This window comes from Streptomyces tateyamensis (assembly GCF_003205575.1).
Classification (GTDB): domain Bacteria; phylum Actinomycetota; class Actinomycetes; order Streptomycetales; family Streptomycetaceae; genus Kitasatospora; species Kitasatospora tateyamensis.
In genome coordinates this window covers 1-20242 of the sequence record NZ_PYBW01000018.1, presented here as the reverse complement: position 1 = coordinate 20242, position 20242 = coordinate 1, and the positions used below count along the sequence as shown (strand labels likewise).

The 20242-nt window shown below is 72.6% G+C and carries 23 protein-coding genes; 14 read left to right on the top strand and 9 right to left on the bottom strand.

What is annotated here, in order from left to right; all coding sequences use genetic code 11:
- The first annotated feature begins 151 nt into the window (after nucleotides 1-151).
- The 4 genes from C7C46_RS05360 (at nucleotide 152) to C7C46_RS05345 (ending at nucleotide 2815) form a co-directional block, all read left to right on the top strand.
- Nucleotides 152-361, top strand: a complete 210-nt coding sequence (locus tag C7C46_RS05360) for a helix-turn-helix domain-containing protein (RefSeq protein WP_035847941.1) — start codon at nucleotides 152-154, stop codon at nucleotides 359-361.
- A 120-nt stretch (nucleotides 362-481) separates the two neighbouring features.
- Complete coding sequence (locus C7C46_RS05355) at nucleotides 482-580, top strand: 30S ribosomal protein bS22 (protein ID WP_003948845.1); 99 nt, start codon at nucleotides 482-484, stop codon at nucleotides 578-580.
- Nucleotides 581-752: 172 nt separating this feature from the next.
- Nucleotides 753-1820, top strand: coding sequence for an NAD-dependent epimerase/dehydratase family protein (locus tag C7C46_RS05350; protein WP_110666232.1), 1068 nt, complete (start codon nucleotides 753-755; stop codon nucleotides 1818-1820).
- Nucleotides 1820-2815, top strand: a complete 996-nt coding sequence (locus C7C46_RS05345) for a lysophospholipid acyltransferase family protein (protein ID WP_181442204.1) — start codon at nucleotides 1820-1822, stop codon at nucleotides 2813-2815. Before C7C46_RS05350 ends, C7C46_RS05345 begins: the two co-directional genes overlap by 1 nt.
- Before the next feature lie 44 nt (nucleotides 2816-2859).
- On the opposite strand, the gene C7C46_RS05340 is transcribed toward C7C46_RS05345, so the two are convergent.
- The 3 genes from C7C46_RS05340 to C7C46_RS05330 form a co-directional block, all read right to left on the bottom strand.
- Nucleotides 2860-4068 carry a DUF5667 domain-containing protein gene (locus C7C46_RS05340; RefSeq protein ID WP_146258994.1) on the bottom strand — a complete coding sequence of 403 codons (1209 nt, stop codon included), beginning with the start codon at nucleotides 4066-4068 and terminating at the stop codon, nucleotides 2860-2862.
- A gap of 279 nt (nucleotides 4069-4347) precedes the next feature.
- A complete protein-coding gene (locus C7C46_RS05335) occupies nucleotides 4348-5136 on the bottom strand; it encodes an ECF subfamily RNA polymerase sigma factor, BldN family (protein ID WP_245984195.1) in 789 nt (262 codons plus the stop codon).
- 486 nt (nucleotides 5137-5622) lie between these two features.
- Complete coding sequence (locus tag C7C46_RS05330) at nucleotides 5623-6552, bottom strand: HAD family hydrolase (protein ID WP_110666228.1); 930 nt, start codon at nucleotides 6550-6552, stop codon at nucleotides 5623-5625.
- A gap of 62 nt (nucleotides 6553-6614) precedes the next feature.
- Here C7C46_RS05330 and C7C46_RS05325 point away from each other — a divergent pair, with 62 nt between their 5' ends.
- The 7 genes from C7C46_RS05325 to hemB all read left to right on the top strand — a co-directional run bounded on the left by C7C46_RS05325 (nucleotide 6615) and on the right by hemB (nucleotide 13763).
- Nucleotides 6615-6893, top strand: a complete 279-nt coding sequence (locus C7C46_RS05325) for a glutaredoxin family protein (protein WP_110666226.1) — start codon at nucleotides 6615-6617, stop codon at nucleotides 6891-6893.
- 93 nt (nucleotides 6894-6986) lie between these two features.
- Nucleotides 6987-7616, top strand: a complete 630-nt coding sequence (locus tag C7C46_RS05320) for a 3'-5' exonuclease (RefSeq protein WP_110666224.1) — start codon at nucleotides 6987-6989, stop codon at nucleotides 7614-7616.
- A gap of 161 nt (nucleotides 7617-7777) precedes the next feature.
- The gene (locus C7C46_RS05315; protein ID WP_110666222.1) at nucleotides 7778-8593 is read left to right on the top strand and encodes a redox-sensing transcriptional repressor Rex; all 816 of its coding nucleotides are present in this window, start codon (nucleotides 7778-7780) and stop codon (nucleotides 8591-8593) included.
- Nucleotides 8594-8693: 100 nt separating this feature from the next.
- The gene (locus C7C46_RS05310) at nucleotides 8694-10058 is read left to right on the top strand and encodes a glutamyl-tRNA reductase (RefSeq protein WP_110666220.1); all 1365 of its coding nucleotides are present in this window, start codon (nucleotides 8694-8696) and stop codon (nucleotides 10056-10058) included.
- A 74-nt stretch (nucleotides 10059-10132) separates the two neighbouring features.
- A complete protein-coding gene (gene hemC / locus C7C46_RS05305) occupies nucleotides 10133-11104 on the top strand; it encodes a hydroxymethylbilane synthase (protein WP_281278521.1) in 972 nt (323 codons plus the stop codon).
- A complete protein-coding gene (locus C7C46_RS05300) occupies nucleotides 11104-12759 on the top strand; it encodes a bifunctional uroporphyrinogen-III C-methyltransferase/uroporphyrinogen-III synthase (RefSeq protein WP_110666217.1) in 1656 nt (551 codons plus the stop codon). The genes hemC and C7C46_RS05300 overlap by 1 nt, the downstream gene beginning before the upstream one ends.
- A gap of 32 nt (nucleotides 12760-12791) precedes the next feature.
- Nucleotides 12792-13763, top strand: a complete 972-nt coding sequence (gene hemB / locus C7C46_RS05295; RefSeq protein ID WP_281278520.1) for a porphobilinogen synthase — start codon at nucleotides 12792-12794, stop codon at nucleotides 13761-13763.
- A 59-nt stretch (nucleotides 13764-13822) separates the two neighbouring features.
- On the opposite strand, the gene C7C46_RS05290 is transcribed toward hemB, so the two are convergent.
- The 3 genes from C7C46_RS05290 to C7C46_RS05280 form a co-directional block, all read right to left on the bottom strand.
- Complete coding sequence (locus tag C7C46_RS05290) at nucleotides 13823-14104, bottom strand: hypothetical protein (RefSeq protein ID WP_110666214.1); 282 nt, start codon at nucleotides 14102-14104, stop codon at nucleotides 13823-13825.
- 253 nt (nucleotides 14105-14357) lie between these two features.
- The gene (locus C7C46_RS05285; protein WP_110666213.1) at nucleotides 14358-14696 is read right to left on the bottom strand and encodes a rodlet layer protein; all 339 of its coding nucleotides are present in this window, start codon (nucleotides 14694-14696) and stop codon (nucleotides 14358-14360) included.
- Nucleotides 14697-14751: 55 nt separating this feature from the next.
- The gene (locus tag C7C46_RS05280; protein ID WP_110666211.1) at nucleotides 14752-15090 is read right to left on the bottom strand and encodes a rodlet layer protein; all 339 of its coding nucleotides are present in this window, start codon (nucleotides 15088-15090) and stop codon (nucleotides 14752-14754) included.
- A 406-nt stretch (nucleotides 15091-15496) separates the two neighbouring features.
- Between C7C46_RS05280 and C7C46_RS05275 the strand changes: the two genes are divergently transcribed.
- The gene (locus C7C46_RS05275; protein ID WP_110666209.1) at nucleotides 15497-16165 is read left to right on the top strand and encodes a hypothetical protein; all 669 of its coding nucleotides are present in this window, start codon (nucleotides 15497-15499) and stop codon (nucleotides 16163-16165) included.
- A gap of 99 nt (nucleotides 16166-16264) precedes the next feature.
- Here the strand turns inward: C7C46_RS05275 and C7C46_RS05270 are convergent, their stop codons facing one another.
- From C7C46_RS05270 to C7C46_RS05260, 3 genes are all read right to left on the bottom strand, one after another.
- On the bottom strand, nucleotides 16265-16636 hold the full coding sequence (locus C7C46_RS05270) for a hypothetical protein (protein WP_110666207.1): 372 nt from the start codon (nucleotides 16634-16636) through the stop codon (nucleotides 16265-16267).
- Between the two features lie 87 nt (nucleotides 16637-16723).
- Complete coding sequence (locus C7C46_RS05265; protein WP_110666205.1) at nucleotides 16724-16996, bottom strand: chaplin; 273 nt, start codon at nucleotides 16994-16996, stop codon at nucleotides 16724-16726.
- A 43-nt stretch (nucleotides 16997-17039) separates the two neighbouring features.
- Nucleotides 17040-17282, bottom strand: a complete 243-nt coding sequence (locus C7C46_RS05260) for a chaplin (RefSeq protein WP_110666203.1) — start codon at nucleotides 17280-17282, stop codon at nucleotides 17040-17042.
- Between the two features lie 344 nt (nucleotides 17283-17626).
- On the opposite strand from C7C46_RS05260, the gene C7C46_RS05255 reads away from it, so the two are divergent.
- Together C7C46_RS05255 and C7C46_RS05250 are read left to right on the top strand one after the other, a co-directional pair.
- The gene (locus tag C7C46_RS05255) at nucleotides 17627-17866 is read left to right on the top strand and encodes a chaplin (protein WP_110666201.1); all 240 of its coding nucleotides are present in this window, start codon (nucleotides 17627-17629) and stop codon (nucleotides 17864-17866) included.
- A 225-nt stretch (nucleotides 17867-18091) separates the two neighbouring features.
- Entirely contained in the window at nucleotides 18092-19735 is a 1644-nt protein-coding gene (locus C7C46_RS05250; protein ID WP_245984193.1) for an RICIN domain-containing protein, read from the top strand.
- Nucleotides 19736-20242 lie beyond the last annotated feature (507 nt).

Below are 20242 nucleotides of genomic sequence, written 5' to 3'. Positions count from 1 at the left end.
CAAGCGGCGCAGATCCGACCGTACAAGCAGTGGCCATCTCCCTCTTCCCACTGGTACCACCCGCAACTACTCTGGGGATACGCGTGTGTCGGTCGAGTCACCGGAGGGGAAGCCGGTGCCTTGCACACGGATTTTAGGGTCGGGTGAGGTCATGAGTTCCGGCGAACGCCCCCTGCAAGAGGTCAACTTTCTGACCGTGGCGGAAGTCGCCTCGGTCATGAGGGTGTCCAAGATGACGGTCTACCGGTTGGTGCACAGCGGAGAGCTGCCCGCCATCCGGGTCGGCCGGTCCTTCCGGGTGCCCGAACAGGCGGTCCACGACTACCTCAAGGACTCCTACGTCGGGCGGCAGAGCGCCTGAGCACGCCGCTCGGTCGGCCCCGATTACAGGTGGGGCCGCTCGGACGGTAGGCTAGGCCCTCCGTCAGTCGTATGGACTCCGTCTCTCACGGGCGGCAGTCTCAGTGAGCGAGGGTTTTCCGTGGGCTCTGTCATCAAGAAGCGTCGCAAGCGTATGGCCAAGAAGAAGCACCGCAAGCTTCTGAAGCGGACCCGCGTGCAGCGTCGCAACAAGAAGTAACACCTGCGGAGCCGCGCTCCAGGTGAAACGGCAGTGCCCGTTCCGGCCGTCACGGCCGGAACGGGCATTGCTCATTTACCGGCCCGTCACGCGCTGCTTCGCCGCAGCGGGCGGGTGCCGCGATACGGTGCAGGCAGTTCGAGCGCACGGCGGCCGGAGGGTGGCGACACAGGTGGGCAAGGTGGTGCTGGTCACCGGCGTGGCCCGGCAGCTCGGCGCCCAGTTCGCCGAGCGGATCCGCCGCCAGCCGGGGGTGGAGCTGGTGGTCGGCGTCGACCTGCGGCCGGCCCCGCAACTGCCGCCGCCGCAGCCCGGCGACCCGGTGGCCGACTACGTCTTCGCGCCGGTGGACCTGCGCCGCCCGGCGATCGCCGGGGTGCTGGCCGAGTACGGCGTGGACACCGTGGTGCACCTCAACGTCAGCGCCACCAATCCGGGCGCGGTCGGCCGGGCCTCCGTCAAGGAGATCAACGTCATCGGCAGCATGCAGCTGCTCGGCGCCTGCCAGCAGTCGGCCCAGCTGCGCCGCCTGGTGGTGAAGTCCACCACCGGCGTGTACGGCGCCACCTCGCGCGACCCCGCCGTCTTCACCGAGCGCACCCAGGCCAAGACGCTGCCCAGCGGCGGCTTCGCCAAGGACGCCGCCGAGGTGGAGGGCTACGTGCGCGGCTTCGCCCGGCGCCGCCCGGACGTGGCGATCTCGGTGCTGCGGTTCGCCAACCTGGTCGGCCCGGGCGCCGACACCCCGCTCGCCGAGTACTTCGCGCTGCCGCTGCTGCCCACCGTGCTCGGCTACGACCCGCGGCTGCAGTTCCTGCACGTCGAGGACGCGGTCGAGGTGCTGCGCCGGGCCGCGCTGGAACCCGCGCCCGACACCGTCAACACCGGCACCTTCAACGTGGCCGGCGAGGGCGTGCTGCTGCTCTCCCAGTGCGCCCGGCGGCTGGGCCGGCCCACCCTGCCGATGCTCGGCCCGGCGCTCGGCTGGGCGGCCGCGCTGGCCAAGCAGACCAGGGTGTCGGACTTCTCGGCCGAGCAGATCGGCCTGCTCACCCACGGCCGGGTGGTGGACACCACCGCCCTGCGCGAGGTGTTCGGCTACCGGCCGCGCTACTCCACCACCGAGGCGTTCGCCGACTTCGCGGCCGGCAGCGGCCCCGGCCTGCTGCCGCCCGGGAGACTGGCCGCGGTCACCGACCGGCTGGCCGACCTGCTCAAGCGCCCACCCGAGGAGTCCTGATGACCGCCGGCCAGGCCAAGGTGATCCCGATCGAGTCCGCGCCCAGCTGGAGCGGCCCGGAAGCACCGTCGATCCCGCTGGCCGACCGGCTGGCCCGGTCGGTGGCCACCCTGCTGGCCGGCCGGGCCGGCCCGATGGCCGAGGCGGTGCTGGGCAAGGACTGGGAGGACCGGGCCGCCAACGGCCTGGCCTTCCTGCGCCGCCGGATCACCGGCGACTACCAGGTGGACGAGTTCGGCTTCGACCAGGAGCTGACCGAGGAGGTGCTGCTCACCCTGCTGCGCCCGCTGGCGGAGAAGTACTTCCGGATCGAGGTGCGCGGGATCGAGAACATCCCCACCGAGGGCGGGGTGCTGGTGGTGGCCAACCACTCCGGGGTGCTGCCGCTGGACGCGCTGATGACCCAGTGGGCGATCCACGACCACACCCCGGGCCACCGCCACCTGCGGATGCTCGCCGCCGACCTGGTCTTCGTGCTGCCGGTGCTGGGGGAGCTGGCCCGCAAGGCCGGGCACACGCTGGCCTGCAACGAGGACGCCCAGGCGCTGCTGGAGCGCGGCGAGGTGGTCGGGGTCTGGCCGGAGGGGTTCAAGGGGATCGGCAAGCCGTTCGCCGACCGCTACAAGCTGCAGCGGTTCGGCCGCGGCGGCTTCGTCGCCTCGGCGCTGCGGGCCCGGGTGCCGATCGTGCCCTGCTCGATCGTCGGGGCCGAGGAGACCTACCCGATGCTGGGCAACGCGAAGACGCTGGCCCGGCTGCTCGGGGTGCCGTACCTGCCGCTCACCCCTACCTTCCCGTGGCTGGGCCCGCTCGGCGCGATCCCGCTGCCGACCAAGTGGACCATTCAGTTCGGCGCGCCGATCCCGACCGACCAGCACCCGGCGGAGGCGGCCGAGGACCCGATGCTGGTCTTCAACCTGACCGACGAGGTCCGCGAGACCATCCAGCACACGCTCTACCGGCTGCTGGTGGAGCGCCGCTCGGTCTTCTTCTGACCCGCGGTGGGGGCTCCGGTCGCGGAGCCCCCACCGACGGTGTGTCAGCTGCCGCCCAGGTCGAGCCCGGGCAGCAGACCCGGGATCAGCGGCGGCAGGTTCAGCCCCTGCTGCGGGGCCGGGCTGCTGGGCGCCGCGCTGGACGAGCCGTCCGGGGTGGCCGCGGGGCTCTGCGGAGCGCCGCTGGGCGCCCCGGCCCCGCCGTTCTGGCCGGTCAGGCTGCCGGTGAGGCCGTTGACCAGGCCGCCGACCGGGTTGCCGCCGACCGGACCGGTGCCGCCGGAGGAGCCCTGGCTCGGAGCGCCGTCGCCCGCCCGGTCGCCGCCGTGCCCGTCCGCCCCCTGGGAGGCCGCCGACCGGCCGGAGCCGCCGCTGCTCGGGCTGCCGCTCGCCCCCGCACTGCCGGGCGCGGGGGAGGCCGGCTTGGCGCCGGCCGGGCCCGGGTGGCCCTGGTCCAGGTGGAGCGGGGCCACCTCGGCGCTGAAGTCGCCGAACAGCTCGTCGACCTGGCCGGCCTCGGGGGTCAGCTGGGAGGGCAACTGGGGCTGCAGGTTGCTCCAGTGGCCGTCCTGCGCCTCGGTGAAGGCGGCCAGCTTGCGCATCGGGGCCAGCGAGCCGTTCGCCCGGTAGACCGAGCGGAGCAGGTCGCGGCCCTTGGCGGCCTCGGCGTGCATGTCCCGCAGGGCGTTGCCCAGCCGGCTGACGGTCTGCGGGCTCAGGCCCCGGCCGTTCGCCTGGCCGATCAGCGAACGGGCCTCCGCCAGCCGGGTGGAGGCCTGGTCGAGCAGCAGCGAGCCGCGCTCGGCGTCGGAGTCGGCCAGGTCGAGCCGCAGGCCCTCCAGGCCGCGCTTCATGCCGTACAGCGAATCGCCCGGCAGCGCGCCCGAACTGGCCGAGGCCACCCCGGCGAAGCTGCCCACGGTGACCCCGGCGACCAGCCCCGTGATGGCGAACCGGCGGCCCCAGCGGCGCCGGTGGCCCACCCGCTCGGCGCGGTGCCGGCGCGGCACGGGGGCCGCCAGGCCGCCCCCGGCCACCGTCTGCTCGAACGCCGCCAGCAGCAGCGCCCGCTGCTCGGCGCGCTTCTCCGCCCCCAGGCCGGGCACGCCCAGCGCGCCCAGGGCATCGGCGGTGTCGAGGAGTTGCCCAAGCGGTGCACTGCCGACCGCAGTGGGTTGCTGTCCTGTCCGGTGGGCCTCCAGCGCCTCGGCGAAGGCCTTCGCCCGCCGGTGCTCCAGCACGTTAGCCGTCACGGGCCACACCTCCCTTCGTCGTTGTCGACTCCCCGGCCTGCCGGACGGTTGCCACGGCGGGCCAAATCCACTCCTTCGGGTGACTGAACGCGGCTTTGCTTGACCGCGGCGCCCGAGGGGGTTTGCACGCTGGGCAACGAGTGGTGCCGGTGGTCGGTTACGCACGAGTGATCATGTGACCGCATTCTCACCCGGACGTGTGGGAACGGTCCTCGGGGTGACTTTTCCCCAGCCCTCGGCCGGGAGCTGTCCCCACCAGCTGTGTTCATTGGGCTCGAGTCATCGCGCGTCCGGGGGCAGCAGCCGGGCCAGGGTGCGCACCGCGCGGTACTGGAGGGTCTTGATCGCGCCCTCGTTCTTGCCCATGATCCGGGCCGTCTCGGCCACCGAAAGCCCCTGCAGGAAGCGCAGGGTGACGCACTCCTGCTGCTGCGGGTTGAGCCGGCGCACCGCGTCCAGCAGGGCCGCGTTGGAGAGCGACTCCAGCACCGAGTCCTCGGGGCTGCGCTCGCACTCGTTGGAGTCGAGCATCTCCCCGGTGGTCACCTCCAGCCGGAACCGGCTGGACTTGAAGTGGTCGGCGACCAGGTTGCGGGCGATGGTGACCAGCCAGGCGCCGAAGTCGCGGCCCTGCCAGGTGAAGGTGCCGATCCGGCGCAGCGCGCGCAGGAAGGTCTCACTGGTCAGGTCCTCGGCGGTGGCCCGGCTGCCGACCCGGTAGTAGATGTACCGGTAGACCGTGTCGCAGTAGTGGTCGTAGAGCCGGCCGAAGGCCTCGCTCTCGCCGGCCTGGGCCCGCTCGACCAGCTCCATGATCGGGTTCTGCTCGGCCTCGCCGCCCTGGTGCGGCACGGAGCGGGAGCGGGTGCGCGAGCTGCCCGCGGTGCCGCCGGCCCGGCTGCGGGTGCCGGGGCCGGTGGTGGTGGAGCGCAGGACCGGGCCGCCGGGCATGCCGCCCACCCCGGCCGGCACCAGCCGCACCGGGGCGATCTGCTGCGCGAGTTGGGTGCGCAGCAGTTCGCGCAGCAGCCGCAGGTTGCGCGCGGCGGGGATCACGAGCTCGGCCACCGGGCGACTCACCTGGTGGCTCTTGGCGGTGGGCGGCGACGGGCGGGAGGGAGCAGGCGCGTCGTTCCGGACGGGTGGGTACACGGGACTCCCAGAGGCAGAACTGTGGACGGATCACCTCCGCCTGCGCGGAGAGCACGCTCCCCGTCACCCGCCAAGGGGACGCCTGGGGTGGGCGTGCATCCAGGAGAGAATAACGCTTTGTGCAATGACAGCTACACCGTGTGGCCGAAGTGGTCGATTGGGATCCACTTCGCGTGGTATATGACCCGAAACTGACCGAACAACCCGCCGTACTGAGTGCCATCCGTGACCGTGATCGTGCGCAGTGTGACCGATTGGGAGGTCGGGCGGGCCTTTTCCCGGCAACCGTCGTTGCCAATCGCCGAGTTTCCGGAGCGTCCGAACGATCAGAACCGGTCAGTCGAAGGCCGTTACGGGGCCACCGGTTTGACGCCTGGTCAGCCGGCCGCGGCCGGGCGGCCGTCAGCGCCGGCGGCGGCGCAGCGCCATGCCGGCCAGCGCGGCACCGGCCAGCGCGCCCACGGCGACCGCGGCGGGCACCCCGATCCGGGCCGCCTTGCGCCCGGTGCGGAAGTCCTGGACCCGCCAGCCGTGCGCCCGGGCGTGCCTGCGCAGACGGCCGTCAGGGTTGACCACGAACGGGTGGCCGACCAGCGAGAGCATCGGGATGTCGTTGGCCGAGTCGCTGTAGGCGGCGCAGTGGTCCAGGTCCAACTGCTCGCGGCGGGCCAGTGCGCGCACCGCGGCGGCCTTGGCCGGGCCGTGCAGCATCTGGCCGACCAGCCGGCCGGTGTAGGCGCCGTCCACCTCCTCGGCCACCGTGCCCAGCGCCCCGGTCATGCCGAGTTGGCGGGCGATGATCCGGGCCACCTCCACCGGCGCGGCGGTGACCAGCCAGACCCGCTGCCCGGCGTCCAGGTGCATCTGCACCAGGGCGCGGGTGCCCGGCCAGACCTTGGCGGCCACGATGTCCTCGAAGATCTCCTCGCAGATCGCCGCCAGGTCGGCGGTCCGCTTGCCGGCCACCAGCGAGAGCGCGGTGTTCTGGGCGTCCGCGATGTGCGCCGGGTCCTCGGCGCCGGCCAGCCGGAACCAGGCCTGTTGCCAGGCGAACCGGGCCACGTCGCGGCGGTTGAAGAACTTGCGCCGGTACAGCCCGACACCCAGGTAGAAGACCGCGGCGCCCTGCAGGATCGTGTTGTCGCAGTCGAAGAAGGCGGCGGCCTGCGGGTGGTCCACGGGGCCGGCGGCGGCCTCCTCCTCGGCCGCGGGCTTCAGCGGCCCGGCCGCGCGCAGGGCCTGCTCCGCCGCGTCGGCGGCGGCCTCGCCCGCGAGGGCGGTCCGCTCGGAGGGGGAACGCCTTGCCTGGGTGAGCCTTCGCAGCGCGGCCATGGCACCGAGCATAGTCAGCCGGGCTGAGCAGTGGGCATGCGGTGGCGGCGCACAATGGTGCGGTGAGTCCACTGCTGCGCCGCGGCGCCACACCCGATCCCGCCTCCCGCACCGTCACCCTGGTCGGCAAGCCGGGGTGCCACCTGTGCGACCAGGCCCGGGAGGTGATCCTCAAGGTCACCGGCGAACTGGGCGCCGCCTTCGAGGAGAAGGACATCACCCAGGACGAGGCGCTGTACCGGGCCTACTGGGAGCAGATCCCGGTGACCCTGGTCGACGGGCGCCAGCACGACTTCTGGCGGGTGGACGAGCAGCGCCTGCGCAAGGCGCTCACCGCCTGACAGGGGTCTTTCGGCCTCTGGACCGGGCCACAGCCTCCGCCTACGATCTAACCCGTTCCGTGCCGTCGGGGGTCAGGTCGTTGGAGGTCCGCGATGCCCCCTGGCGGATTCGCCGTGGTCGATGTGGAGGCCACCGGTCGCAGCCCCTGGCGGCACCGGGTGGTCGAGGTCGGCGTGGTGCTGCTGGACGGGGCGCTGGGCGTGCAGCGGGAGTTCAGCAGCCTGCTCGATCCGGGCGGCCCGGTCGGGCCCACCCAGGTGCACCGGATCGCGCAGGCGGACGTGGTGGGAGCCCCTAGGTTCCGCGCACTGGCCCCGCTTCTGCGCGAACTGCTGGCCGGCCGGGTGCTGGTGGGTCACCATGTCAGCTGTGACCGGGCCTTCCTGGAGCGCGAGTTCGCGCGGATCGGAACGCCGCTGTCGCCGGTGCCACAGGTCTGCACGATGCGACTGGCCCGCCGCCACCTGCCGGGGGCGACCGGTTTCGGGCTGGCCGCCTGCATGGCCGCGGCCGGCCTCGGCGGCTTCGCGGCGCACACCGCGCTCGGCGACGCGCAGGCCAGCGCCGCCCTGTTGCGGTACTGCTGGGGCGAACCATCCAGCGCCGCCAAGGGCCACCCGTCCACCCGGGGTGCGGCGCTGCGGCTGGCGGCCGATCAGCACTGGGCCGAGCTGGCCCGGCCCCGCTCCGACCCGCAGGAGTGCGCGCGCGTTCGAGCGTGATGCGCATCACTGTGGCCGGACAAAACGGACACCATCTTTGTGCACACGTTCACAAACGCATAGCCTGGCAGCCAAAGCCCAGCTTCACCCACAGGAGCACCGTGGCAATCGGCCGTTCCACCCCCAAATCCACGCCCCCCAGCCCTGCCGACGGAGGCTCCATGCGCCGCACCCCTGTGGGACGTCAGACGCGTGCTCGCGGCATCCCCGAGGCGACCGTCGCCCGGCTGCCGCTGTACCTGCGCGCACTGACCGCGCTCTCCGAGCGCTCGGTGCCCACCGTCTCCTCCGAGGAGCTGGCCGCGGCCGCCGGGGTGAACTCGGCGAAGCTGCGCAAGGACTTCTCCTACCTCGGCTCGTACGGCACCCGCGGCGTGGGCTACGACGTCGAGTACCTCGTGTACCAGATCTCGCGTGAGCTCGGTCTCACCCAGGACTGGCCCGTGGTGATCGTGGGGATCGGGAACCTGGGCCACGCGCTGGCCAACTACGGCGGCTTCGCCTCCCGCGGCTTCCGGGTCGCGGCCCTGCTGGACGCCGACCCCTCGGTGGTCGGCAGCACCGCGGCCGGCCTGCCGGTGCGCCACATGGACGAGCTGGAGTCCATCGTGGACAGCCAGCAGGTCTCCATCGGTGTGATCACCACGCCGCCGGGCGCCGCCCAGCAGGTCTGCGACCGGCTGGTCGAGGCCGGGGTGACCAGCATCCTGAACTTCGCCCCGACGGTGCTGACCGTGCCGGACGGGGTGGACGTGCGCAAGGTCGACCTGTCGATAGAGCTGCAGATCCTGGCCTTCCACGAGCAGCGCAAGTCCGGCGAGGAGCCGGAGGAGGGCCGCCCGGCCGAGGAGCCGGCGCGCGAGCGCGCGCCCGGCCCCGTGCGGGCCGCCGCCGCCAAGCTGCGGCGCGCCGCCGGCGCGGCCAAGGACGCCAAGGAGCTGGGCGAGAACGACCGGCAGGCGGTGCTGCCGGCATGAGCGAGCGAAGCATGGGGGTCACCCCGGCCGAAGGCTTGGGGAGAATCGTCCGGGAGGGCGCGTCCGGCTCGCCGGCCGCCGAACTCTGCGAGGTGGGCGCGTGAGTCTGCTGGTCGTGGGTCTCTCGCACCGCACCGCACCCGTCACCGTCCTGGAGCGCGCCGCGCTGACCGGGGACGTCCCGGTGCGGCTGCTGCACGACGCGGCCGCCTCGGCCACCGTCTCCGAGGCCGCGCTGCTCAACACCTGCAACCGGATCGAGCTCTACGCCGACGTGGACAAGTTCCACGCCGGGGTCGCCGAGCTGTCCCAACTGCTCGCCGAGCACAGCGGGGTGGACCTGGAGGAGCTCACCGGGCACCTCTACGTGCACTACGAGGACCGGGCCGTGCACCACCTCTTCTCGGTGGCCTGCGGACTGGACTCGATGGTGGTCGGCGAGGGCCAGATCCTCGGTCAGCTGCGCGACTCGCTGGCCCGGGCGCAGGAGGAGCACACCGCGGGCCGCGGCCTGAACGAGCTCTTCCAGCAGGCGCTGCGGGTCGGCAAGCGGGCGCACAGCGAGACCGGCATCGACAAGGCCGGCCAGTCGCTGGTCAGCTTCGGCTTGGAGCTGGTGGCCGCCGGGGCCGGCGAGATCGCCGGCAAGCGGGCGCTGGTGGTGGGGGCCGGCTCGATGAGCTCGCTGGCCGCCGCCACGCTGGCCCGGGCCGGCGTGGCCGACCTGGTGATCGCCAACCGGACCAGGGAGCGGGCCGAACGGCTGGCCGCCACCCTGGGCGCCCGCACCGCGGACTTCGCCGAGGTCGGCCGGGTGCTGACCGAGGTGGACCTGGTCATCTCCTGCACCGGCTCGGCCGGCGTGGTGATCGCGGCCGACCAGGTCGCCACCGCGCTCGCCGAGCGCACCGCCACCACCCCGCTGGCCTTCCTCGACCTCGCGATGCCGCGGGACGTGGACCACGCGGTGCACGAGCTGCCCGGCGCGCTGCTGGTCGACCTGGAGTCGCTCTCCCAGGCCGACGCCGCGCTGCCCGGGGCCGGCGACGTCGACGCGGTCGGCTCCATCGTGGCCGACGAGGTGGCCGCCTTCGGTGCCGCCCAGCGCGCCGCGCGGATCGCCCCCACGGTGGTGGCGCTGCGCGCGATGGCCTCCGAGGTGGTCGGTGCCGAGCTGGCCCGGCTGCAGGCCAGGCTGCCCGACCTGGACGAGCGGACCAGCGCCGAGATGGCGCAGACCGTGCGCCGGGTGGTCGACAAGCTGCTGCACGCGCCGACGGTGCGGGTCAAGCAGCTGGCCGCCGAGCCCGGCGGGGCCTCCTACGCGGAGGCGCTGCGCGAGCTCTTCGACCTCGATCCGGGCGCGGTGCGCGCGGTCTCGGGTACGCCGGTGGCCCTCGGCGAACAAGCAGGGCCCACGAAGCAGCCCGCCAGCGGTAGTCTCGCGGGCGGAGCGGCGCGATGAACCAGCCTCTCGACCACCAGCACGACCGGGACGAAAGCCTTATGAATGGGCAACTGAGCATGCAGCAAGGCCAGTTGGACGCTGAAACGATACCGCTGCGCCTGGGCACCCGGCGCAGCCCGCTGGCCATGGCGCAGTCCGGCATGGTGGCGCGCGAGGTCAGCAGGGCCACCGGCCGCCCGGTCGAGCTGGTGGAGATCACCACCTACGGGGACACCTCGCGCGAGCACCTGGCGCAGATCGGCGGCACCGGGGTCTTCGTCTCCGCGCTGCGCGACGCGCTGCTGGCGGGCGAGATCGACTTCGCCGTGCACTCGCTCAAGGACCTGCCGACCGCGGCGCCCGAGGGCCTGCTGCTGGCGGCGATCCCCGAGCGCGAGGACGTGCGCGACGCGCTGGTGGCCCGCGAGGGGCTCGACCTGGAGACCCTGGTGGAGAAGTGCGCCGGGCGCCCGGTGCGGATCGGCACCGGCTCGCCGCGCCGGATGGCCCAGCTGAACGCCTGGGCCCGCAGCCGCGGCCAGGAGATCGAGACGGTCCCGATCCGCGGCAACGTGGACACCCGGATCGGCTACACCCACTCCGGTGAGCTGGACGCGGTGGTGCTGGCCACCGCCGGCCTCAACCGGCTCGGCCGGTCGGCCGAGATCAGCCAGCACTTGGCGCCGGAGCTGATGCTGCCGGCCCCCGGCCAGGGCGCCCTGGCCATCGAGTGCCGGGCCGACGCCCCCGAGTTGGCCGCCGCCCTCGGCGCGCTCGACCACCTGCCCACCCGGGCCGCGGTCGCCGCCGAGCGTGCGCTGCTGGCCGCCCTCGAGGCGGGCTGCTCGGCCCCGGTGGCCGCGCTGGCCCGGCTCGAGGAGCACGAACTGCGGCTGGAGGGCGTAATCGGCACCACCGACGGCGCCACCCTGCTGATGATGTCCACCACTGGTCCGCTCCCGTTGGACGGGACGGCCGAGCAGACCGCACGGGCCCTGGGCCACGCGCTGGCCGCCCGGCTGCTCGACGGCGGCGCGGCCGGTCTGATGGGGGAGCGAGTCTGATGAGCCCCACCGCTACCGCCGACCGTTCCGGACTGTGCACCTTCCTGGGGGCCGGTCCGGGCGACCCCGGACTGCTCACCCTGCGGGCCGTCGAGGTGCTGGCCACCGCCGACGTGCTGATCGCCGACCCGCTGACCGCCAACGCGGTGCGGGCGCACTGCCCGGACGGGGTGCAGCTGCACAGCCCGGCCGCCACCGGTGACGGCGAGGTGCTGGACATCGGCGGCGACGACGCCGGTTCGGTGGCCAAGCTGATCGCCGACGCGGTCCGGGCCGGCCGACACGTGGTCCGCACCGTCGACGGCGACCCGGGCCTGGACGGCCGGGCCGCCGAGGAGATGCTGCTCTGCGCCAAGGCCGGGGTGGCCTTCGAGCTGGTCCCGGGCGTGGCCCAGTCGGTCGGCGTGCCCGCCTACGCCGGCGTGCCGCTGCGCGGCAGCCAGGGCGCGGACGTGCGCTTCGTGGACGGCGACGCGCTGGTGGCCGGCGCGCTGGTCGACCTCGGCGCCCCCGAGACCACCCTGGTGGTGCGCACCACCCTGGGCCGGCTGCCGGCCACCGCGAGCGCGTTGGTCACCCACGGCCGCAAGCCGGACGCCGCGCTCTGCGCCACGCTGTCGGGCACCACTACCCGCCAGCGCACCTTCACCTCCACGCTGGCCGGGATCGCCGCCGACCTGAAGGCGGCCCGGGTGCTGCCCTCGCCGGTCTCGGCGCCGGTCGACCCGGCCACCTCGGTGATAGCCGTGGTCGGTGAGCAGGTCCAGCACCGCTCCTCGCACTCCTGGTTCGAGACCAAGCCGCTGTTCGGCTGGAACGTCCTGGTGCCGCGCACCAAGGAGCAGGCGCACGGGCTCTCCGAGCAGCTGCGCTCCTACGGCGCGGTGCCGCAGGAGGTGCCGACCATCGCCGTGGAGCCGCCGCGCACCCCGCAGCAGATGGAGCGGGCGATCAAGGGCCTGGTCACCGGCCGGTACGAGTGGATCGCCTTCACCTCGGTCAACGCGGTCCGCGCGGTCCGGGAGAAGTTCGAGGAGTACGGCCTGGACGCCCGCGCGTTCGCCGGCATCAAGGTCGCCGCGGTCGGCGAGACCACCGCGCAGGCGCTGGTCGACTTCGGCGTCAAGCCCGACCTGGTGCCCTCCGGCGAGCAGTCCGCGGCCGGGCTGCTGGACGACTGGCCGCCGTACGACCCGGTCTTCGACCCGATCGACCGGGTGCTGCTGCCGCGCGCCGACATCGCCACCGAGACCCTGGTGGCCGGCCTGGTCGAACTGGGCTGGGAGGTGGACGACGTGACGGCCTACCGGACCGTGCGCGCCTCGCCGCCGCCGGCCGAGACCCGGGAGGCGATCAAGGGCGGCGGGTTCGACGCGGTGCTCTTCACCTCGTCCTCGACCGTGCGCAACCTGGTCGGCATCGCCGGCAAGCCGCACAACGTCACCATCATCGCCTGCATCGGTCCGGCCACCGCCAAGACCGCCGAGGAGCACGGCCTGCGGGTGGACGTGATGGCACCCGTGCCGTCCGCCTCCGCGCTGGCCCAGGCGCTGGCCGAGTTCGGCGCCGGGCGCCGGGACGCGGCCACCTCGGCCGGCGAACCGGTCTACCGGCCCAGCGAGCGTCGCCCCGGCTCCCGTCGCAAGGCGCGCTGATCGTCGCTGCTGATCCCCGCTTCGGAGGAATCGTGGAGTTCCCTGCTGTCCGCCCCCGTCGGCTGCGCAACAGTCCGGCCATGCGCCGACTGGTGGCCGAGACCCGGCTGCACCCGGCCGAGCTGATCCTGCCGCTCTTCGTGCGCGAGGGGATCAGCGAACCGCGGCCGATCTCCTCGATGCCGGGGGTGGTCCAGCACACCCGCGAGACGCTGCGCAAGGCGGTGGTCGAGGCGGCCGAGGCGGGTCTCGGCGGCGTCATGCTGTTCGGCGTGCCGGCCGTACAGGACGCCACCGGCAGCGAGGGGACCAACCCGGACGGCATCCTGCAGCAGGCGATCCGGGACACCGTCGCCGAGGTCGGCGACCAGCTGGTGGTCATGTCCGACCTGTGCCTGGACGAGTACACCGACCACGGCCACTGCGGGGTGCTCGCGGCCGACGGCTCGGTCGACAACGACGCCACCCTGGAGCGGTACGCCGAGATGGCCCGGGTGCAGGCCGACGCCGGGGTCCACCTGGTCGGCCCGTCCGGGATGATGGACGGCCAGATCGGCGTGGTCCGCCGCGCCCTGGACGAGGCCGGGCACCAGCAGGTGGGCATCCTGGCCTACACCGCCAAGTACGCCTCGGCCTTCTACGGGCCGTTCCGCGAGGCGGTCGGCTCCTCGTTGCGCGGCGACCGCAAGAGCTACCAGCAGGACCCGGCCAACGCCCGCGAGTCGCTGCGCGAGCTGGAGCTGGACCTGGCCGAGGGCGCTGACCTGGTGATGGTCAAGCCGGCCATGGCCTACCTGGACATCCTGCGCCAGGTGGCGGACGCCTCCCCGGTGCCGGTGGCCGCCTACCAGGTGTCCGGCGAGTACGCGATGGTGGAGGCCGCCGCCGCCAACGGCTGGATCGACCGGGACCGGATGATCCTGGAGACGCTGACCTCGATCCGCCGGGCCGGGGCCGAGCAGATCCTCACCTACTGGGCGATGGACGCGGTCCGGATGCTCTAGCGCGACACAGCGCCGAGGGGGCGCCGGCCGAAGCCGGCGCCCCCTCAGTCGTCCGCGGCTCAGCCGTGGTGGTGGTGGTGCCAGCCGTCGATGTCGACGTGGTGGCTGCCCTCGCCGCCGGTCGCCTCGTCGGTGGCCCAGAACGCCTTCATCCAGTCGGTGTGCACGTGGTCGGTGCAGGCGAAGCCCTCGCCCCAGCCGGCCACGAACGGCTCGTCGGCGCTGACCACGCCGCCGCCCTCGCCGCCGGTGGACACGTGGGCGTAGGCCGGGGCTGCGACACCGGCGATCATCAGTGCACCGACCGCGACTGCGGCGGCCTTGCCGAGCATCTTCTGCATGAGGTGGGTCCTCTCTCCAGATCAGACGCGGCGCCCGGGGAGGGGGCGCCTATTTCCAACTGATCACACCGGAGGGGCCGACCGGCCCCGGCACACGGTGCGCTGACGCGCCGTCACCCGAAGGAGGGCACGGCGCGGGTCACGACTGAGCGGGGTCGGCGGAGCACTGCTCCACCGACCCCGCTCGGGTACTGCTCCGTCGGGTCAGGTACTGCTCCGGAGGGTCAGGGGTACTGCGAGCGACCGGGGAAGGTCAGCCGATCAGGTGCGACAGCGCGCCGTCGCCGTTGGCCTGGGTGGTCTGGCCCACGTTGCAGATCTGGTGCTGCTGCTGGTTGAGGACCGGCACGTCGACCTGGACCGGCACGAGGCCGACCTGGACGTGGTGCACCTCGGGCAGGCAGATGTTCGGGTTGTCCAGGGTGTGGAAGTTCGGGCTGTGGTCGCCCACGGTGCCGGTGTGGTTGGTGCCGCCGTCGCCGGAGACCGAGGCGGCGGAGCCGTCCGCGTCACCGATCGCGAAGGACGGGGCGGCGGCCATGGTGAGGGCGGCGGTGGCCAGGCCGGCGGTGGCGAAGACCTTCTTCAGCATGGGAGTGCTCTCTCTCGTACGGGCTTGCTGGTAGTGCGGGAAAACTGACGGAAGGTCAGCCGATCAGGTGCGAGGCGACGCCGTCACCGTTGCTCTGGGTCGGCTGGCCGACGTTGCAGACCTGGTGCAGCTGCTGGTTGCCGACCGGGATGTCCGCCTGGACCGGCACGAGGCCGACCTGGACGTGGTGGATCTCCGGCAGGCAGATGTTCGGGTTGTCCAGGAAGTGGAAGTTGGGGCTGTGGTCGCCCCAGGTCCCGGTGTTGTTGGTGCCACCGTTGCCCTGCGCGGAGGCGGCGGAACCGTCCGCGTTGCCGATCGCCATGGCGGGGGTGATGCCGGCGGCGACGGCGGCGGCCGCGAGGCCGACGGTGGCCAGGGTCTTCTTGATCACGAGAATTCCTCTCTGGATTACTGCGTCTGCTGCGTCTCGGTGCAAAACGTCTCAACGAATTGACCTGGTCTGCGGTCACCCGGGCATTCGGGGCCTATTCAGGAATGCCGTCGTGGTCGGCAGGATCTCCGGCTGCCGACGCACGGCACCCGAACCGGCCGCCGCCCTGCGGTGACACCGATATCAAAGAACGGCGGCCGGGAAAGTTACGCCAGGCTGGCCGGAAAAATTGAAGGTCGCGGCAATCGGGCGGCGTGTCGGTCTGACTAATGGGCCGCCCGGGTTAATTCGGGCCCGGCGAACAGCTTCCGCTTCGCTCCCGGCTCGTTGATCCGGTCGGGGTGGCTGCTCTCAGCTGCCCGTACAGCTGACTCAGACGACTCCTATGATCGGATCAGGTAAGAAGATGAAGTTCTCCAAGCGGACCGGAGCCCTGCTGCTCGCGGCGGTCGGGGCATCGGCGGTCGCCGGCCAGGGGGCCGCGCAGGCCGCCCCTGCTTCCCCCATGACGCCCGGTCAGGTGGCGGCGCTGGAAGACGGACTGGCGACCCGGACGGTGCCGCTGCGGGTGCCGCTGGAGACGGTCACCCAGCACGCGCCGATGCTGCCGCTGGGCGGGGACATCAACGGGGCGCTGCCGGCCTCCCCGGTGCTGCCGCCGGTCCCCTCCGAGCAGGGCAAGCACGAGATGATGCCGGACCAGGTGGTGCCGCCGCTGAACTTCAGCAAGGTCGGACCCAGCCTGGACACCGCGGTGCCGCTGCCGGCGCTGGCGGACGGGGTGCGCCCCGGCAGCCTGGGCCTGGACTCGCCCGCGGCGCCGCTCAAGGCGGTCGGCCCGGCGGTCGGCGTGGGCCACCCGCTGAGCTTCGTGGAGGGTGCGGACGGCAAGCTGCAGGACGGTGCGCTGTCCACCGGTGACCTGGACCCGCGACTGGTTCCGGCCGCCGTCTCGGCACTGCCCGGGGCCGACGCCAAGCTGGGCGGTCCGGACAAGCAGACCCCGCTGACCGACCAGGCGCAGAAGCTGCTCGGCACCGCCTCGGCGGCGCTGGACGAGGCCACCGCGGAGTGACCCGCGCGCGGTGACCGCCCGAGGGTGCGGCGAGCGGGGCCCGGTACTGGCGTACCGGGCCCCGCTCGCCGTGACGTCTGCTCAGCCGGTGACGCCGGTTCAGCCCGGCAGCGCGTGCAGCAGCAGGCCGGCCACCGGCAGGTCCTTGGCGCCGCCCCCGTTGCTCAGTGCACCGGTGGCCGCGGTGGTGGACACCTTCGGCACGCCGTTGTCCGGCTTCAGCGACAGCGCGTTGTTCAGCGGGTCGGCGGCGGACTGGGCGAACGGGTCCAGCCGCAGGTCCTTGGCCGGCCCGAGCACGTAGCCGGTGGTGTCGCCCAGCGCGCCCATCGCCGGGGCGACCCGGGCGGGCTGCAGGGCGGTGGTCGGGGCGGCCAGCGGGGCGGCCTGGGCGACGGCGGTGCCGGCCGGGGCGAGCAGCAGCGCCGCACCGAGCGCGGCCAGGGCGCCGGTGGCGGGGGAGGAGGTCACAGCGGGTCCTTTCGACGGTGCTTCACGCGGCGCTGCCCCCCGGACCAGGGAAGTCCGGGGGGCAGCGGCTCACGAGACTTCGGCTGCTCAGCAGTCGTCGTCGTCGTGGTGCTGCTGGTGCTCGGTGTTGATGCAGGTGTTGCCGAAGGCCGGGTTCAGCACGCCGATCACGTTGACGGTGTCGCCGCAGAGGTTCACCGGGATGTGGATCGGCACCTGGACGGCGTTGCCGGAGGCCACACCGGGGGAGTGGGCGGCGACACCCTCCGCGCCCGCGCTCGCCATGGCGGCGCCGGCGCCGCCGAGCACCAGGCCGAAGGCAGCGGTGGACAGGACCGCGAGCTTCTTCGCGTTCTGCATGGTGATTCTCCTAAGAAGGGTCGGACCGGTCGGAGGACCAGGTTCAGCCGTGGTTGATGCAGGTGTTGCCGAAGGCCGGGTTCAGCGCGCCGATCACGTCGACGGTGACGCCGCAGACGTTGACCGGGATGTGGATCGGCACCTGGACGTTGTTGCCGGACAGCACGCCGGGGGAGCCGGCCGCGACGCCCTCCGCACCCGCGCTGGCGGCGGCCACACCCGCACCGCCGAGCAGCAGGCCGGCAGCGGCGGTGGTGAGCACGAGGGACTTCGAGAACTTGCGCATGGTGGTATTCCTCCGTTGACTTCCGGGCTGGTTATCCACCCGGGGCACCGAACGAAACAGGAATGACGGCCTCGAGGTTCCGGCCGGTGGGCCGATATCACTCGGGCGGACCCGTCATCACCGAGTCGGATCCCGTCGCCGTGGGTCGGCGTGCGGTTTCTGCTTCGGCGAGTACAACGAGGTGCCACGGCTGCGGAAACGGGTGCGTCCGACAGTCACCCGATCGCCTGTCCGGCGCCTGGCGTTCGTACGAACGGGTGATTCTCGGGGCTGCGCCGCAACCACCGGGAAAGGGGTTCGTTCCTGATCATGCACGCATCGTGCTCAGCTACAAGGAGACTCTTATGAGCGTCAAGAAGGCTGCCGCTGTCGGCGCCGCTGTGGTCGGCATCGTGGCCGCTGGTGCCGGTACCGCCCTGGCCAGCGCTGGTGCCGAGGGCGCCGCGGTCGGTTCGCCGGGTGTGCTGTCCGGCAACCTGGTCCAGGTTCCGGTGCACGTTCCGGTCAACGTCTGCGGTGACAGTGTCAACGTGATCGGCCTGCTGAACCCGGCGTTCGGCAACACCTGCGTCAACAACGGCTGAGCCGACTGTCCGCAGCTGAGCCGCCGCCCGGCACCTCTCCTCCTGGGGAGCCGGGCGGCGGCTTTTGCGTGCCGGCGGCCCGTGCCCCAAAAGTGCCCGACGGGGCGAGACATGAGTATCACTCAAGTTTATTGGCCCGCAGCCTTGTTGACATACTTGTCAGTACCTACGATGTGAACCCGCTCACAGCACTGCTCCGCACCCCCACCCAGCTAGGAGTCATGCGTGATCAGGAGACTCATCGCAGGTCCCCCCGGCGCACTGCTCGCCGTCGCCGGACTGATCGCCACCCTCGGCCTGGCCGCCGGAGCCCCGGCGGCCCAGGCGAGCACCGCCTCCGCCGCCCGGACCGCCCTGCCCGCCGCGATCGTCTCGCTGGGCGACAGCGCGATCTCCGGCGAGGGTGCCGGGACCGACACCAGCGACGGCTACTTCGCCGGCACCGACGGCCCCAAGAACTACTGCCACCGGCACCCCCAGTCGGAGATCTTCGACACCGGGCTGACCGGGCTGACCCCGATCGACCTGGCCTGCTCCGGCGCGCAGACCGGTGACCTGGTCAGCGACCCGAGCCTGGCCAAGATCACCGGCGGCGGCAGCGGCGACTTCGGCGAGCCGAAGCAGGACGCCCAACTCGCCCAGGTCGCAGGCCAGTACAACGTCAAGATGGTGGTCGTCACGATCGGCGCCAACGACGACTTCGACTTCAGCGGGATCATGGAGAGCTGCCTCGGGCAGTACTTCCCGATCCCCAAGGGCACGGGCTGCCGGGACACCATCGGCAGTGCCGCGATCACCCAGCGGGCCGCCAAGGTGATCCCCAAGGTGACCGCCGCGATCACCGACGTCCGCAACACCATGCGGGCGGCCGGCTACGCGGACGGCGACTACCAGCTGGTCTACCAGTCCTACTTCACCCCGATCACCCCTGACATCCGCAGCAACGACTACGCCACCAAGATCGCCCAGGGCTGTCCGGCCTACCCGGAGGACCTGGCCTGGGGCCACAACTGGGTGGTGCCCACCTTCGACGACGCGCTGCGGCAGGCCGCCGAAGGGGTGCCCGGGGTCCGGTTCCTGGACCAGCGGCGGGTCACCTACGGGCACGAGGTCTGCGCGGAGTGGACCAGCTCGCCGTACGAGTACACCAACGGCGACGTGATCGACCTGTCGGAGAACACCCGCAACGGCTGCGACTACCCGATCGGGATCCTGTCCCTCTGCGAGAACGAGATCCGCCAGTCCTACCACCCGCGAGTGGCCGGCTACCGCGGTGAGGGCGCCTGCCTGGGGGCCTTCTTCCAGCAGAGCCAGGCGGAGGGCTTCTGCACCCTGAACCAGTCCGACGGCACCTCGGTGCTGCCGCTGCCCCCCGGCCGGCCCTTCCCCGACACCCCGGAGGACGGCGCCTGGTACCAGCTGACCAACCAGGCCACCGGGCAGGTGCTCGACCTGGCCGGCGGCGGCAGCTACGGCGACAGCACGAACGGCCGGGCCGCCATCACCTATCCGGCGGGCGGCAGCCTGAACCAGTCCTTCGTGCTGGAGGCCAAGTCGGGCGGCTCCTACGAGCTGGACTTCAGCGGCAACCGGAACATGTGCCTGGATGCCACCGGCGCGGCCACCGGCGCCGGCACCCGGCTGGAGCAGTGGGGCTGCAACGGCGGCGGCAACCAGCACTGGATCTTCAGCCCGGCGGGCAACGGCACCTACACCCTGGCCGACAGCCAGGCCCCGGGCATGGTCGCCACCGTCAGCGGTGACCGCGACGGCCAGAACAACCCGCTGGTCGAGCTGGCCGCCAACACCGGCGCGGCCGCCCAGCAGTGGCGGCTGACCAAGCTCGGCATCGTCTACCTGCACGGCTGACCGCGGCCCGAGTCGACGCGAGCCCGCCGCGGTGACCGGCCCACCGGCCGCTGCGGCGGGCTCGTGCGTGTGGTGCGGGCCACCGACGGCCCGAATTGTGACGCTCGGTGATGCGCTGCTGCCCCGCTGCTGACCGTTTCCGCTCCTCTTGGGGTGGTCTCAGTCACAGTTGGGGCTCTTTGGCGTGCCCGGAATGCCGATTTTGCAGTGGTTCAGACCACTGTGGAGGGCTGGGTTTCCGGGGGTAACGGGGGCTGACCTGCGGTTTTCCCGAAATGGTTGATACCGGACATCGGGGTCCGTACGTTCGATGTCAGCGCAGCAAGCGCTACCCGGGACGGCCCGGGGACGCACCACTGCTCACGCGGTCGGTACGCCCCAGGCAGCCGGGACGGCAGCGCCGGCGTCCGTACGCCGCCGCCCGTCCCAGGACGCGGGACCACGAGCCACTTCACCGCCCTTCGGGGCTGTGGTTCCGTGCGCCCACCGGGACCTTGTCGAGAGGGA